At 49.0% G+C, this 15553-nt stretch carries 10 protein-coding genes; 5 read left to right on the top strand and 5 right to left on the bottom strand.

All coding sequences use genetic code 11. The features are described 5' to 3' along the window. Positions 1-76: 76 nt before the first annotated feature. Positions 77-2047, bottom strand: a complete 1971-nt coding sequence (locus B9Y59_RS02945) for a DHH family phosphoesterase (protein ID WP_085531693.1) — start codon at positions 2045-2047, stop codon at positions 77-79. A 47-nt stretch (positions 2048-2094) separates the two neighbouring features. Next, the gene (locus B9Y59_RS02940) at positions 2095-3915 is read right to left on the bottom strand and encodes a ribonuclease J (protein ID WP_143255354.1); all 1821 of its coding nucleotides are present in this window, start codon (positions 3913-3915) and stop codon (positions 2095-2097) included. Positions 3916-4884: 969 nt separating this feature from the next. Between B9Y59_RS02940 and rnhA the strand changes: the two genes are divergently transcribed. From rnhA to nifU, 3 genes are all read left to right on the top strand, one after another. After that, complete coding sequence (gene rnhA / locus B9Y59_RS02935; protein ID WP_054323922.1) at positions 4885-5340, top strand: ribonuclease HI; 456 nt, start codon at positions 4885-4887, stop codon at positions 5338-5340. A gap of 432 nt (positions 5341-5772) precedes the next feature. Next, positions 5773-6963, top strand: coding sequence for a cysteine desulfurase NifS (nifS, locus tag B9Y59_RS02930; RefSeq protein ID WP_198945630.1), 1191 nt, complete (start codon positions 5773-5775; stop codon positions 6961-6963). A 24-nt stretch (positions 6964-6987) separates the two neighbouring features. Next, positions 6988-7425: a Fe-S cluster assembly scaffold protein NifU gene (gene nifU, locus B9Y59_RS02925; RefSeq protein WP_085531691.1), complete on the top strand. Its 438-nt coding sequence runs from the start codon at positions 6988-6990 to the stop codon at positions 7423-7425. Between the two features lie 117 nt (positions 7426-7542). Here the strand turns inward: nifU and B9Y59_RS02920 are convergent, their stop codons facing one another. Next, the gene (locus B9Y59_RS02920) at positions 7543-8067 is read right to left on the bottom strand and encodes a CarD family transcriptional regulator (RefSeq protein ID WP_085531689.1); all 525 of its coding nucleotides are present in this window, start codon (positions 8065-8067) and stop codon (positions 7543-7545) included. Positions 8068-8640: 573 nt separating this feature from the next. Here B9Y59_RS02920 and B9Y59_RS02915 point away from each other — a divergent pair. After that, positions 8641-8820: a hypothetical protein gene (locus B9Y59_RS02915; RefSeq protein ID WP_085531687.1), complete on the top strand. Its 180-nt coding sequence runs from the start codon at positions 8641-8643 to the stop codon at positions 8818-8820. Between the two features lie 64 nt (positions 8821-8884). Here the strand turns inward: B9Y59_RS02915 and B9Y59_RS02910 are convergent, their stop codons facing one another. Further along, on the bottom strand, positions 8885-10138 hold the full coding sequence (locus B9Y59_RS02910) for a DUF1015 domain-containing protein (RefSeq protein ID WP_085531685.1): 1254 nt from the start codon (positions 10136-10138) through the stop codon (positions 8885-8887). A 212-nt stretch (positions 10139-10350) separates the two neighbouring features. On the opposite strand from B9Y59_RS02910, the gene B9Y59_RS02905 reads away from it, so the two are divergent. Continuing rightward, positions 10351-13605, top strand: coding sequence for a UvrD-helicase domain-containing protein (locus B9Y59_RS02905; protein WP_085531683.1), 3255 nt, complete (start codon positions 10351-10353; stop codon positions 13603-13605). Positions 13606-14697: 1092 nt separating this feature from the next. On the opposite strand, the gene B9Y59_RS02900 is transcribed toward B9Y59_RS02905, so the two are convergent. Further along, on the bottom strand, positions 14698-15553 hold an 856-nt coding region (locus B9Y59_RS02900), incomplete at its 5' end, for a coiled-coil domain-containing protein (RefSeq protein WP_198945588.1).

Here is a 15553-nt window from a genome sequence, read left to right as displayed (position 1 = left end):
GAAAACCGGAGAAGAACCGGAATCACAGATAAGGACAGGGAACTCCTGCCTTTATCCATGATTCCGATTATACTGCCTATTTCTGACCAACTGGAAGCTGCGCCTTTTCCTTGATCGCAGCCAACAGCTTGCTCTTGGCCTGTTCAGCGGTCAAATTGGGAAGCTGGGTCGCCGCCATGGTCAAATGGCCTCCACCCCCCAAAACCTCCATCACCACCTGGACATTGATGTCCCCCAGCGAACGTGCGGAAATATTCATCACATTCCCTGTCGGGAAGATCACAAAGGATGCCTTTACCCCACGGATCGAAAGCAGTTCATCTGCCGCTTGTGAAGAAACCACTCGAATATCCGAAAATTCTTTTTCTGCACAGGCGATCGCACAATTCTGTACAATCTCCGCTTCGGAGACAATTTTGTACTTTGCTTTGTAACTGTCAATGGAGTCGGCAAACATCCGCTTAACCTCCACCGTGTCCGCGCCACGGCGGCGCAAATAGGCGGCTGCCTCAAAGGTCCGCACACCTGTCTTGAGCACAAAACTCTTGGTGTCCAGCATGATTCCAGCCAAAAGTGCTTCCGCTTCCTGTTGCGTAAGCGTGCTGTCCCCAATATATTGGACCAACTCCGCCACCATTTCTGAAGCAGAACTCGCATAGGGCTCATGGTAAAAGACAATCGCATTGTCAATTCGCTTGACCATCAAGCGATGATGGTCAATGACAACTACACGGCTGACATGATTCAACAGTTCGCGGCTCTCCACAAAATCTGGCGAATGCGTGTCCACTACGATTAACAGCGTCCGGGAAGATAACTGTTCCATGGCGTCCATGGGCGAAAGAAATACCACGCGGTCGCCCGACTGGGCATCGATCCGCTCTACAATCTGCCCTGCAAGCGTCTGCTGACGATCTACAACAACAAATGCAGGTTTATGCAAAGCCTTGGTGATCGCGCTCCACAGGCCGACCGCCGCCCCCATCGCATCTAAATCGGAAAAACGGTGCCCCATGATGAGCACATTGTCCGCCTCTTTGATATGATCTGACAAGGTTGCGGCGATCACACGTGTACGCACCTTGTCACGCTTCTCTACGCCCTTGCTCAATCCGCCAAAGAATTCATATGTATCATTTTTTTGCTTGACTGCCACTTGGTCTCCGCCCCGCCCCAAGGCCATCTCCAAAGCTTTACGTGCCCACTGTTCCGCTTCTTGCAGGGATTCTGCACCGCGCGCCACGCCGATCGATACGGTCGCGCTGCGGCGTTCTCCCGCTTTAATCTCCCGGATCTTGTCCAAAACTTCAAAGCGCTTTTCTATCGCCTGGCGAATATGGGCTTCATCGGTCAAAATCAGGAACCGCCCACCGGAAAGCCGCCGCAAAAATCCCCCCATACTCTGTGCCCAATTGGTCAGTATCTGTTCTACCTCCGAGGCAATCCGGGCATCCTCGCTGCCACTGGAATCGCGTGCAAGCTCTTCCCGATTGTCAAAATGAGCCAACGCCACCACAGGCTGCTTTTCCACGTATTCACGATTGATTGCTTTATAGTACGTATCATCCACGAAACAGAGAATGTGTCCACTTTCCGTTTTAGAGGCAAACGCAGTAAACCGCCGTTCGCCGATGGTTACATCCGTACCTTTGGATGCTACCACCTGCTGAATTGTATGGGGATAGAGAAACTTCATCACGTTCTCTCCCCGGCAATCGCGTACCCCGCCGGCGCTTTCTAGGAAAGCCGCGTTGGCCCATACAATGTCTCCTGCTTCGCCAACAATCGCAGTAGGCATTGTAAAGCGTTCCAGGGCGTCATAGTTCTTTCCAAAGAGCGCCTTTTTGGCCGCCTTTACAGAGGTATAGACGTATCCCTGAAAGCGGATATTCACAATGGCAATCGCAACAATGGCCAAAACAGCCATCACCGCCTCCGCGATGAAAAGGAGCCGGTGGTCCATGGCCCAGCTTATCAGCGCCATAATCAGCATCGCCGCTGCCAATATAAAGCAGACCGGCGACGCCACCCAAACTTTTTTCTTCACGGTCGTTCTCCTTCAACACTCCAGTGCTGTTTGCACATTTCAGCCTCTTAGACCTCCATAATAATCGGGAGAATCATTGGGCTGCGACGGGTACGCTCATAAAGGAAGCGCGATAGTTCGTCCTTAATGCGCGTTTTGAGCGTCCCCCAATCGTGGATATGATGTTCGGAACAACTCTCAAGAGCTGCCAAGACGCGCTTCTTCGCCTCATCGATCAAGGGTTCTGCTTCACGCACATAGACGAAACCGCGCGAAACCACATCCGGTCCCGCCACAACCTGGCCATTGTCGTCGATTGTACAGACTACGACGATCAAACCGTCCTCTGCCAAATGCTTGCGGTCCCGCAAAACAATACTGCCTACATCTCCTACGCCCAAACCATCCACCAAAATGCGGCCCGCAGGAACCGAGGTAAGCTTCTTCATATAATCCTGATTTAATTCCAGAACGTCTCCGATGTCTCCAATGTAGACATGGGAGGGGTCCATCCCCATGGAAATAGCGATATCCGCATTCTTGCGCAGATGCTTTTGTTCGCCATGGAATGGAATGAAAAATTTGGGCTTAGTGATACCCTGAATGATCTTGAGCTCTTCCTGACAGGCGTGGCCGGATACATGAACCTCATACATAGACTCATAGATCACTTCACAACCGCGCTTCAGGAGTTCATCGACCACTGCCCCTACGGTCTTTTCATTGCCAGGGATGGGGCGCGCCGAAATGATGATAAAATCCTCCGGCCCTACTTCCACTTTTCGATGATCGGCAAAAGCCATGCGCGTCAAAGCGCTCATTGGTTCCCCCTGGCTGCCCGTCGTGATTAGGACAACTTTTTCACGCGGATAACGGTTGAGCAGGTCAATGTCAATCAACACACCGTCCGGTACTTGTAAATAGCCCATTTCCACCGCAATGCCCATGACATTCAACATACTGCGGCCCGATAGCGCAACCTTTCGGCCATAACGTACAGCACAATTGATGATTTGCTGTACACGACTGATATTGGAAGCGAACGTTGCAATGATAATACGCTTTTTTTCCGCTTTTTTGAACAAACTTTCAAAGGTATTGTCCACCATCTGCTCGGTTTTGGTATAACCGGGGCGTTCTGCATTGGTAGAGTCAGCCAGCAGGGCCAAAACGCCTTGATTACCCAATTCCGCAAAACGGCCTAAGTCGATCATTTCTCCCCAAGCCGGAGTGCAATCGATCTTAAAGTCGCCTGTATAGACGACGGTACCCGCCGGCGAATGAATGGCAAATCCCACCGAATCTGGGATGGAGTGATTCACATGGATAAACTCCACATCCAGGCACCCCAGCTTGACCGTTTGTCCCGGCTTGACGACATTCATTTTTACCTTTCCAGAGAGTCCGTGCTCTTTGAGCTTTCCATCCACCAACCCAAGGGTCAACATGGTGCCATAAATCGGCAAATTGACCCGCTTGAGCAAATACGGCAGCGCGCCGATGTGATCCTCATGCCCATGAGTAAGCACAATTCCACGAATCTTATCTGCGTTGCGTTCTACAAATGTAAAGTCTGGCAACACCAGATCTACTCCGAGCATATCGTCATCGGGGAAAGACATCCCGCAGTCGACGATCATCATGTCCCCTTCACATTCATACAGGGTGAAGTTTTTTCCGATCTCATTCAGACCGCCCAGAAAGTAAATTCGAATCGATGGTTTCTTGCCTCCGCCGTTTTGTCCGCGTTTTTTGCCTCGCGAAGGAGCAGGTTTTGTTTCTTTGTGTCCTTGCATCAGTGCCTTTTCCGAGTCTGCCTTTTTTGCCGCACGACGTACGGTACGGCGTTTCTGCGGCTCAGATTTCTCGGATAACACTTCCGCCTGCATGGGCTGTTCCGACCTTACCGGCAGCGTCACTTTCCCGTACAGGGCAGGGTGGATGCCCGGCATTGTGCCCATCGCATTTTTCTCAGACGGATTAGATGTTCCCTCATAATTCAGATTTCGTTCTGTCAAAATACAACCTCCATTGTCTTCTGGAGATGCCAAGTAAAACGCCCGCCTGCAAACGGTGCCTGACGGCGTTGGCCCTCCAATAATAAAAATTAATGATATATATTTTTAATCCGCGCTGTGTTGTCCCGCGCTGTGCCTTCCCACACGCCCCGAAACTGCGCGTATTAAAGAATATTCCAATTTATACAGCAAAGAGGCCCGTTGCCCGGCGCCTCTAAATCGCTCTGCATCATTTGTATGCCGACCGCAGGCTGGATGTCCATAATAACAGTAAGCCAAACCTGACCGGTTTTGATTGTCATTATTGTACCTTGATTCCGTATGGCTGTCAAGGTATGAACACGTTCTGAACATCCGTCGTTGTTTCTATTATTGCCCTATTACAATTTTTTTAAAACGCCACAGGGGATACAAATACAAAAATATCACGAGTAGGGAAAAATGTGTTATAATAACCTCACGCCGTAACCGGAAGCCGGCTTCGCCAGAGCTCGCCCTCTTCCGACGGCTGAGAGAACATTGAAACATCCGGCTTTGTGGTTTCGCAAATTTTCTAGTAGTACCTTTCCACTCTTCAAGCTTGGATGTTTTAGATAACCTCACGCCGTAACCGGAAGCCGGCTTCGCCAGAGCTCGCCTCCTTCCGACGGCTGAGAGAGCATTGAAACATCCGGCTTTGTGGTTTCGCAAATTTTTTATTAGTGCCTTTCCATTCTTCAAGCTTGGATGTTTTAGATAACCTCACGCCGTGACTGGAAGTCGATTTTGCAAAAGCTCGCCTCCTTCCGGCGGCTGAGAGTATAAAACCAACCGCATCTGCGGGGACAAAGGACGAAAAACATGAAACATGTAGAAATATTCACCGATGGCGCCTGTCAAGGCAATCCTGGTCCAGGGGGCTGGGGAGCTATTCTACGCTTTAACGGTATCGAAAAAGAAATCAGCGGTGGTGATCCCGCTACTACCAACAACCGAATGGAGCTTACTGCGGTAATTCGTGCCCTGCAATGTTTGAAGGAACCTTGTTCGGTAACCCTTTGCAGCGATTCACAATATGTATGCAATGCCATAGAAAAAGGTTGGGCGAAAAAGTGGAAACAAAACGGTTGGCGAAAGGCAGATAAAAGTCCTGCACTCAACTCCGACCTTTGGGACCTTCTTCTTCAATTGCTGGATGTTCATCAAGTGGATATTGTATGGGTACGCGGGCACAACGGGCATCCTGAAAACGAACGATGCGACCGTTTGGCGGTCGCCGGAGCCGATCGTGCCAAAGCTACGGGAAAAACCATTTAATTTCACAGGCAGCCTATCCGATGAGTTCATATTCCGCTGAAAAGAATCCCTGCTATGAAGCCGGTTTCAGATAGATTGGATACGCCCTTTTCTCGATAAAATCATTGTTTATACTCCTCATATGCAAAACATGCCATTGTTTTTGTTTCCGTTTTCAAAAGACAAAGATTGATAACAAATATGTATATTCTATATATCAATAAAATGTGCAGCCGTGGAAAACTTCCGAATGGTTTCCACGGCTGCACATTTTGCCCTTTCAAAAAATCAGCCTACAGAAACTTTTTGCTAAAAGCCCTTGCAATGTAGACTGAAATGGTGTATATTCAATTCATAGTAAATTAGTAAGGATTAAAATTTCCTTCATAGGGAAAGCTTAGCATAGGGGTGTGGAAATCCCCCTTCTAAAGGAAGAAAGTAAAGGTGAAAATTATGGCACGCTTTGTTTATGCAGACAATGCTGCAACTACTCCGGTTTCTCCCACAGTATTTGAGGCAATGAAACCATTTTATACCGATTTATACGGAAATCCATCCAGCCTATACGCCATCGGGCGGGACGCAAAAAAATATCTGGAATTGGCTCGTGCAGATGTGGCAAGCTGCCTTGGGGTAGAACCTCATGAAATATTTTTTACGTCTGGCGGCAGTGAATCTGACAACTGGGCGATTAAAGGCGTTGCCCATCAACTGGCCAAAAAGGGCAAGAAACACATCATCACCTCAAAATTTGAACATCACGCTGTATTGCATACATGTGCGGCTCTGGAACAAGAGGGGTTCTCTGTCACCTACCTAGATGTTCATTCCGACGGTCTTGTCCGCCCAGAGGAACTTGAAGCGGCAATTCGGGAAGATACCGCTTTAGTCACTATTATGTATGCAAACAATGAGATCGGTACCATTCAGCCGATCCCAGAGCTTGGAGCAATCTGCAAAAAACATGGTGTACTGTTTCACACCGATGCGGTCCAAGCAGCCGGAAACGTACCGATTCAAATGAAGGAGCAAAACATCGACTTACTATCCCTTTCTGCGCACAAATTACATGGTCCCAAAGGCGTAGGGGTATTAGCGATTCGAAAGGGCATCTCCCTTCCAAATCTGATCGATGGAGGCGCACAGGAACGCGGCCGCAGGGCCGGCACCGAAAATGTGGCTGGTATTGTGGGCCTTAGCGTAGCTTTAAAAGAGGCCTGTGCCACAATGGATGAGCGTAATAAACGCCTGCGTTCTATGCGGGATCGCCTGATTGACGGCGCTCTACAAATCGAACGTTCCCACCTCAACGGTGACCGTGCGAAACGTTTGCCTGGCAATGTGAATCTGTGTTTTGAAGGAATTGAAGGGGAATCTCTTCTGCTTTTACTTGATCTGAATGGTATATGCGGTTCCTCCGGCTCTGCTTGCACCTCTGGTTCTCTGGACCCTAGCCATGTACTGCTTGCGATCGGCTTGCCGCACGAAATCGCGCATGGTTCACTACGCCTCTCCTTGAGTGACCAAAACACCGAGGAGGATGTCGACTATATTCTCGAAGTCTTACCCGGCATTGTGGAGCGGCTGCGCTCTATGAGTCCCTTATGGGAGAAAATTCTTGCTGGTCAAACGTCGTATGAATGATAACAAAGAAAGAGGTTGTTCTTTATGGCATACAGTGAAAAAGTCATGGATCATTTTACAAATCCCCGCAATGTGGGAGAAATAAAAGAACCTAGTGGCGTCGGAGAGGTGGGAAATCCCCGTTGTGGCGACATTATGCGTATGTATATTAAAGTAAAAGACGATGTCATCACAGATGTGACATTTAAAACGTTCGGATGTGGCGCCGCAATTGCTACTAGTTCGATGGCGACAGAACTCATCAAAGGTAAAACCATCAATGATGCGCTCAAACTTACAAACAAGGCTGTGATGGAAGCCCTGGACGGCTTGCCGTCCGTCAAAGTTCATTGCTCTGTCCTGGCCGAGCAGGCAATCAAGGCAGCAATTGCGGACTACTACAAACGGCAAGGCATGGATCCCACTTCAATCGTAGGGAAACTCACCGAATGCGAAGAATGTGCTTGTGGTCTGCATGAGTAAATGGATACATGATTGTATGTACAATTGATATTTCTAAAACGAGCTGAAAAAATCGGGCCATCTGTTTTGATGAAAAGCAGACAGCCCGGTTTTTTATCATCTGGATTTTTCGCAGATTTATGCCCCCTGCGCCACTTCCAAACCGGAAATTCGCTGCTCAATATAGGCAGGTACCTCATCATAGGGGATGCCCAACGCCACGGACAATTCTTCGTTGAGCAATTCTTCTGCACGTTTGCGATATTGCTGATCGGTCTTTCCAGGTTTCTTTCCATTCTGAACCAACTTTTGACTCTTTTGATAAACCGTTTTAATTAAACGAACCAAGTCTTCGCACTCATGTGTTTGCAGCGAGGTACGATAATGCTCAGCCAAGACGCGTGGGTCACGGCATTCAAAGGAATCCTCTGAAATCTGTGGAATCCGATCAATCAATTGGTCGGCCTCTTCTTTTGTCATCGCTGGACGCATGAACACATGCGTATCCACCGGAGTATAGATGGTGCTGGCACTTCGTACAGGTACTAATTTGTAATAGAGTTTCCCTTTATCAACCCCTGGCAGGCTCTCCGGCGTGCCAATCTCTTCTACACGGCAAATTCCTGTGTTCCCATAAACAATTAAATCATTTTTCTGAAACATTTTTCGCCCTCCAAACGTACATCTCACCAACGTATCTTCTGCAACGTCAACAAATGGGCGATTTTGCATCCATTCTCATCGGGATTCCAGACCCTTACACACGTTCTGGCCTCCTTTTCATAACATGCATTCACCATTTGCTCGAACATCGTTGTATGCAACGATCTTACCGATCCTCGGCATCGCAAGTTTGCATACTGTATCTTTATTTTAGCACATTATTGGATAAAAATGTAAGAGAAAATTGAATTGTTTAAAACCTGCGTCTTCGCGGACAGCTTCGCACCGGATATCGAAAGTGGTTTATCGCGTCAATCCATGAATACAAATTTGCTGCATACCCCACTGTTTGAAGCAAAGCCTGGGTCTGACATGCGCGGCTTTGAAGCTTTTGTATGGTCAAAATAGAGCGGCGTACGGTCTCCAATTGATAGAGCATTTGTTGGGTGTTCAAACCGATTTCCTCCTTTCCCCCCTATTTTATTCTCATAATTCCGGGCTGTGTCTCTTTACGAGATATTGCCTATGAAGTAAAATATGGTATACTTGAGACGTAGAATGGGGGGATTTGTAATGAAACGTCGACATCGTAATCGGAAAATGTGTCAGGAATTAAAGCTCATCAACCAGAATCTTAACGCAATCATTCAAAATCAGAATGAACTCTATTGCAAGTTGGATCAGCTATATGCCATTGCGAAATACTTTGGTGACTTGGAGCGCACGAATCGGGACAAGCCCTCCGGTTCCTAATCCAAAAAGGGGAAGGCCTTGCGTCTTCTACTGAGATGCAAAAGCTCTTCCCCTTTTAAGAAATTTATTCCTGAATCTGTCTGCACTCCATATAAAAGCGCTTGTCCCACGCATGCCCCATGGAGAATGTTTTCCGTGGCAAAGCGCCGTCCAGAACAACGGTTTTAAAAAGCTCGCTTTTCGGCATGGCTTCCAGTAAGAATCCAACATTTCCCGTCTGCGCGGAGAGTTCTTCCACAACTTCCGCTCCGTGAATGTAATCGACTCTACCACCGTTCTCTTCTATATAAGCATCCAAAAACTGCTGGAGGGTACCGACCGGAAGATTGGACGACGTCTGGGAAAAATACAGCTCTGTTTTTTGTTTTCCCTTGCAAACGACCACACGCTGGCCATCCGATGCCCCGCACTGTGCCTTTAGCGAATGCAGCAGTTTTTCTTCATCTACACCAAAAACGACGCGGTGAATCGGTTCAAACTCCAAAGAATCGTCGTGCAGATTCACAACTTCAACCAGTGCGTAACGCGCCGGATGTATCCGTGCTTCCTCCGGAGAAAGGGTCTTTTTCAAATTTTCATAACAGGTCTTTGCTGTTGCCAAGGAGTGATTGCCGTCGCCTACTGCAAAAAGCAGAGGAGCTTTTCCTGTGAGTTGGTTCCGCGCATTAAATGCCTCTGGATCACCCAGCTCATCCAAAGCAGCTAATATACGCCGTGCTTCGGAATCATCGCAGAGGATTCCTTCAAGCGAGCCGCTATCCTGCATCAGGTCAAATTGATATACCGATTCCAGTTCAGCCACACGGTCCTCGACCGGCTCAATCACGGTTTTCATGGGGTCGTCAATCAGCAACATAATATGCGGGCATTCCAGTGCCGCATGCTCGCGTACTTTCACACGCGGTGGAATTCGTTCCAAAACCGTTCCCTCTGTCGCCCGAATCAGAGACTGTGATCCCTTAGTAAAGTCGTATCTTTCCAAGTCTACTACGCCCATCAGACCTCGGCGTACTTTTCCGTCTCGAAGGGTCCTGCGCACATAGATAAAGTTGTCCACCGTGCGGAAGAGTCCTTCTGTAAGATACCGGTCCATCGCTGCGTTCACCGCCTCAATCCGCTGCTGGACACCCGGTTCCTCCAGGTAGAGTTCCGGTACGATCATCCGCAGCGTGGAGGGAGCTTCCCCTACAATCTCTTCCACTTCCTGCCAGTAAGCAGGTTGTGATGTATATTGATCGCATGCAACAACGCTCCACTTTTTGAGGTCCACTCCATCGGGCAGAAGGACATTTGCCGGATAGAAGCCCAAACTTTTCATAGATCCATTCTCCTCATTTTGGATTTCCCGCGCAGCGGGTACTTGTTCCAGCAAGAAGGGCGCGCCCTTCTCAGGCATAACAAACTTATTGTATCGCGTTCTGTCGAAAAAGGCAAGGTTTCGTCTAGTGCGTTCGGTGGCACATTGATTGCAAGTCACCAAAAGACGCTCTATAATAAGGATGCGAATTTTGACGAAAATAGGTGAGAAGCATGTATATTGCCGATTTACATATCCATTCCAAGTACTCCCGAGCGACCAGTCGGGAATGTATCCCCGAGTATTTGGAGCTCTGGGCCCGCCGCAAGGGAATTCATCTGATCGGTACGGGAGATTTTACCCATCCAGCCTGGCGGGAGGAATTAAACGAAAAATTGATTCCCGCAGAGGAAGGTCTTTACATTCTGCGGGAAGATTTCCGGCTGCACGATGCCTGTACCGACGGATTGTTGCGTCCACGTTTTGTCGTAACGGGTGAAATCAGTTCCATCTACAAAAAAGGGGGTAAAGTCCGTAAGGTTCACAATGTTATCCTATTGCCTAGCCTGGAAGCAGCAGAGCTTCTTTCGCAAAAGCTGGAGGCAATTGGTAATATTCACTCGGACGGACGACCCATTTTGGGGCTGGATTGCCGCGATCTTCTTGAAATCACATTGGAAGCTTGTCCCGATGCTGTGTTCATTCCCGCACACATTTGGACGCCTCATTTTTCCCTGTTTGGCGCCTTTTCTGGATTCAACACTATTGAAGAATGCTTTGAGGACTTAACCCCTCATATTCACGCTTTGGAGACAGGCCTCTCTTCGGACCCGCCGATGAACTGGCGCTTATCCGCATTGGACGGCTATCATCTGGTCTCCAATTCGGATGCACACTCTCCTTCCAAATTGGGGCGGGAGGCCAATCTGTTGGAGGGGCCGCTGTCCTATCCGGCCCTTTCCCATGCCCTGCAAACAGGGGAAGGGCTTGCCGGAACCATTGAATTTTTCCCAGAGGAGGGAAAGTACCATTTTGACGGCCACCGAAACTGCAATCTCTGTCTGAGTCCAGCCGAGGCCGAGCGATATGGTGGGATCTGTCCCGTCTGCGGGCGTAAGTTAACCATTGGCGTGCAACATCGTGTGGAACAGCTTGCAGATCGAGACGACGGCGCCCGCGCGCCAAACGCAAACCCATTTGAAAGTCTAGCGCCTCTGCCGGAAGTCATTGCTGGGTCGACCGGGTTGTCAGCTACCGGAAGTAAAGTAACTACACAATACGAATCCATGTTGCGACAGCTTGGGCCGGAGTTTTCCATTCTGCGCGAAATTGCTCCGGAAGATATTGAACGCATTGCCGGCCCCTGTGTTGCCGAAGGAATACGCCGGCTGCGGGCCGGAAAGGTCCAACGTTCCCCCGGATACGATGGCGCTTATGGTAGAATTCAGCTCTTGCGTCCGGACGAAATCGATGCGCTGAACGGGCAAATCTGCTTCTTTATCCGCCCTGCTTCCGAAGCCAAAAAAGCGTCGGTAAAACAGCAAGAACATTCGCCAGCGACATGTAAATCCGTTCCTGTAGAAACCGTACAGGAAAAAGTTTCCGGACCTCTCGACAGCCTCAATGAGGAACAGCTGGCCGCTGTGACCGCACCGGAACGAGCCATATCGGTTGTCGCTGGTCCTGGTACGGGCAAAACTAAGACATTGGTCTCACGAATTGCTTATCTGATCCAGGAACGCGGCGTAAAACCTGCCGAAATCACGGCTGTGACCTTTACCAACAAGGCTGCTGGGGAGATGCGCGAACGCTTGGAAAAACAGCTCGGTGGAAAACGAGCTGTCCGCGCTATGACCATCGGCACCTTTCATGCAATCAGTCTCCAACTTTTGACCGAACAGAATCCAACCATCGCTCTTCTGGATGCATATGATGCACGGGAAATCGCCGAGGAGATCATGAAAACACATGATTGCAAATTATCCCCCACTGCTTTTTTGCAGGAAGTTTCTCGCAAAAAGAATGGAATTGCAGCGGAGGACAGTACGCTTTCTTCAGAGGCGTTCGACGCTTACCAGGAATATCTGTGTACAACGCAGGTTCTGGACTTCGACGACTTGTTGATTCAAGCTTTAGAAATGGCGGAAACAGAAGTGGACAAACATGCAAAATGGCAGAAGCGTTTCCATTATCTGCTGGTCGATGAATTCCAGGACATCAACGCGCTACAGTTTCGGCTGATTCAGGCTTGGAATCGAAATGGAAAGAATCTTTTCGTGATTGGTGATCCCGACCAATCCATTTATGGGTTCCGTGGTTCCGATGCCCACTGTTTCGAACGCTTGCGGGCTGATTTTCCCAATCTGCGTGAGGTTGTTCTCTTGAAAAACTATCGTTCTACGCCGGAAATCTTAAACTGTGCTCTTTCCGTCATTGCCGAAAATCCGGGGAAAACGCGCTGTTTAGAAGCGCAACGTCCGAAAGGGCCGCGTGTGAGTTGTGTCACCACAGAAAGTGATTTGTCCGAGGGAATCTATATTGCTAAAGAGATCAACCGCATGGTGGGTGGAATCGACATGTTGGACAGCGATGCTGGCTTCTCCCGTTCCGAAGACGCTCCTCCGCGCAGCTTTTCCGATATTGCCGTGTTGTATCGTACTCACCGTCAGGCTGACATCATTGAAAAATGTCTACGCCGTGAAGGAATTCCCTGTATAATTTCTGGCCGCGACGACTTTTTAGCGGATGACGCCGTACGCGGTGCTGTAGGATTCTTTCACTTTTTAATGGACTCCCATAATGTTCCCGCTCTTCGCGCCTGTCTAAAGCTTGTTTGGAACTGTCCGGCAGACTTGATCGACCATCTCACACAACTTTGGACCCGTTCCCATGGGCAAGCCTCCCTTCAAGAAACATTGCAAATGGCGGCCTCTGAATATGCGGATGTTGCTGTTTTACAACCTTTCTTTTTACAAGCACAGGAGTTCTTGCCGCGTGTGGGAAAAGACAAGCCGCGGAAGATGTTGGATACATGGGCCAAACAACACGACCTCACTTCCTCCGAACCCTTCCAGCGATTCTTGAATACTGCCGTATTTCATAAGGATATGGCATCCTTCTTGCAAAACCTGCTCCTTGGCCAGGAGAGCGATTTGATGCGCAGTGCCACAGGCAAATTATATGAAGCTGGCGCGGTAACATTAATGACCTTACACGGCTCTAAGGGCCTTGAATATCCTGTAGTATTTCTAAGCGGTGTCCGTCGAGGGAAAATACCATTGGAATCCCCAAAACATCCTGTGGACTTCGAAGAAGAACGCCGGCTTTTCTATGTCGGGATGACTCGTGCGCAGGACGAATTAATTCTTCTGACTTCCAAAGAACCTTCCTGCTTTCTGGAAAGCATTCCCAAGGAACAACTCCACACTGTATCTGCTGGTGGCAGGAAACGCCCTTCTGAGGTGAAGCAACTCAGCCTATTTGATTGATCTTTCAGGAAGAAGTCTATCCCATAGCTCTGCGCGTTCAGTTTATTCCAGTCGATGTAATTGGGTTCTTATAAAATTAAACTGAGGTGATCGTCTCAATATTCGATCAATGGTATACTTCGATACTGCATATTTAAAAGGAAAGCCCCCTGATGTAGTTCTGTGTCTCTACATCAGGGGGCTTGGTTTATTATTTGCTTTTCCTGGTTTCATTCACTTTACGGTGACTACTTCTTTGGAAAGATCGGATCTATCGAAAGCTACACATAATATGCACTTATCTGGACAACCGATCCCTTATTTTCACTGGAATAACTGCGCCTCTTCTGCATAGAGCAAAGGTTGCCATTTCCACTCGGTCGGCGGTCACCGTACAATGTATCTGTGCATTCTGGCCCGGCAAGGTCGTATAGACGCCCGTACTCTGACCCAGTGGACGCACAGTGTCTTTCGCTCCTACGGCGTTTTCTACGAATGCGCGCTTCCGTCATCTGCTACCTAACTGAATGACTTATGCTATTCGCAAGTTATCCAGTACTCAGCCGACAGCCACCGTACAATGCATCTACGCATTCTGCACTGGCAAGGTTGTATAGACCTCCCATGATCTGACCCGGCGGACGCACAGTGTCTTTCGCTCCTACGGCGTTTTCTATGAAAGCGCGCTTCCGTCATCTGCTACCTAACTGAATGGGTTTATACCATTTGTAAGTTATCCAGTGCTCAACCAACGGCCACCGTACAATGCAGCTGTGCATTCTGACTAGGTAATGCGGTATAGACTTCCGTGCTCTGACCCGGCGGACGCACAGCGTCTTCCGCGCCTACGGCGTTTTCTATGAAAGCGCGTTTCCGTCGACTGCTACCTAACCGAATGGGTTTATACCATTCGCAAGTTATCCAGTACTCAACCAACGGTCACTATACAATGCAGCTGCGCATTCCGCACCGGCAAGGTCGTATAGACCTCCCGTACCCTCGCCCGGTGGACGCATAGCGTCTTCTGCGCCTACGGCGTTTTCTATGAAAGCGCGTTTCCGTCGACTGCTACCTAACCGAATGGGTTTATACCATTCGCAAGTTATCCAGTACTCAACCAACGGTCACTGTACAATGCAGCTGTGCATTCTGGCCCGGCAAAGTGGTATATACGCCTGTACTGGTTCCTGGGGTACCGATTGCCCAAACCCTGAAGTAATAGTCGTTCCCAACCTTTGCCACAAATTGCGTTTTGAGTACATCACCATTGCCAACGGTAAAGCTTGGAACAGCCGTCATACTGCCGTTTACAGTCATCTTAAAGCAATAGGCACTGCCTCGTTTTAAAGTAAACGGAAGTGTTGTGTCGGAAACAACAAACACCTGTGTCTGGCAATTCTCTGTCGGTAGCACTGGAACCGTTGTTGCGGGAGCCGTTCCTACTCCATAGGAATTCCCCGCTGAAGAACTGCTGCTGGAACCTCCGGAATGGGAACCATTCTGCTTTTTCGTTTCCAATTGCTCGACTCTATCCTCTACCTCGTCATACGCTTTGACAATTTGGTCGCGAGTCGCTTGCGGGTCCTTCACTACCTCCCGTGCGCTTTGCAATGCGCCATTTAACGCTCGCACCGATGCAGCCGTATAATTGCTCAAATCCATGTTCTCTACCTGTGCAATGAGATCTTCCAAAGCGTCCTTATCTGGAATTCTGCGTAGATTCTCTATCGCCTTGGTAAGCGCAGCAGCTGCTGCGTCGGCCTTCTCCTGCGTGACAGCCCCTGCGCCTTTCTCCAGAATGGTTTCTGCCTTTGTAAGCGCTTCTTGGAATTCTTTTTGCCCCTCTGAGCGATAATCCTCAAGACAGAGCGACTTAGCATAGTCGACCACAGCCTGTAAAGAACTCAAGTCGGCTTTAAAGATCAGTCGATTGAGAGCTTCTTCCAAAGTGTAGTATGCACTTTCGACG

The organism is Anaeromassilibacillus sp. Marseille-P3371, from assembly GCF_900169665.1.
Taxonomy (GTDB): domain Bacteria; phylum Bacillota; class Clostridia; order Oscillospirales; family Acutalibacteraceae; genus Anaeromassilibacillus.
The sequence above is the reverse complement of the archived record's forward strand: the minus strand, read 5'-3'. Positions and strand labels throughout refer to the sequence as shown.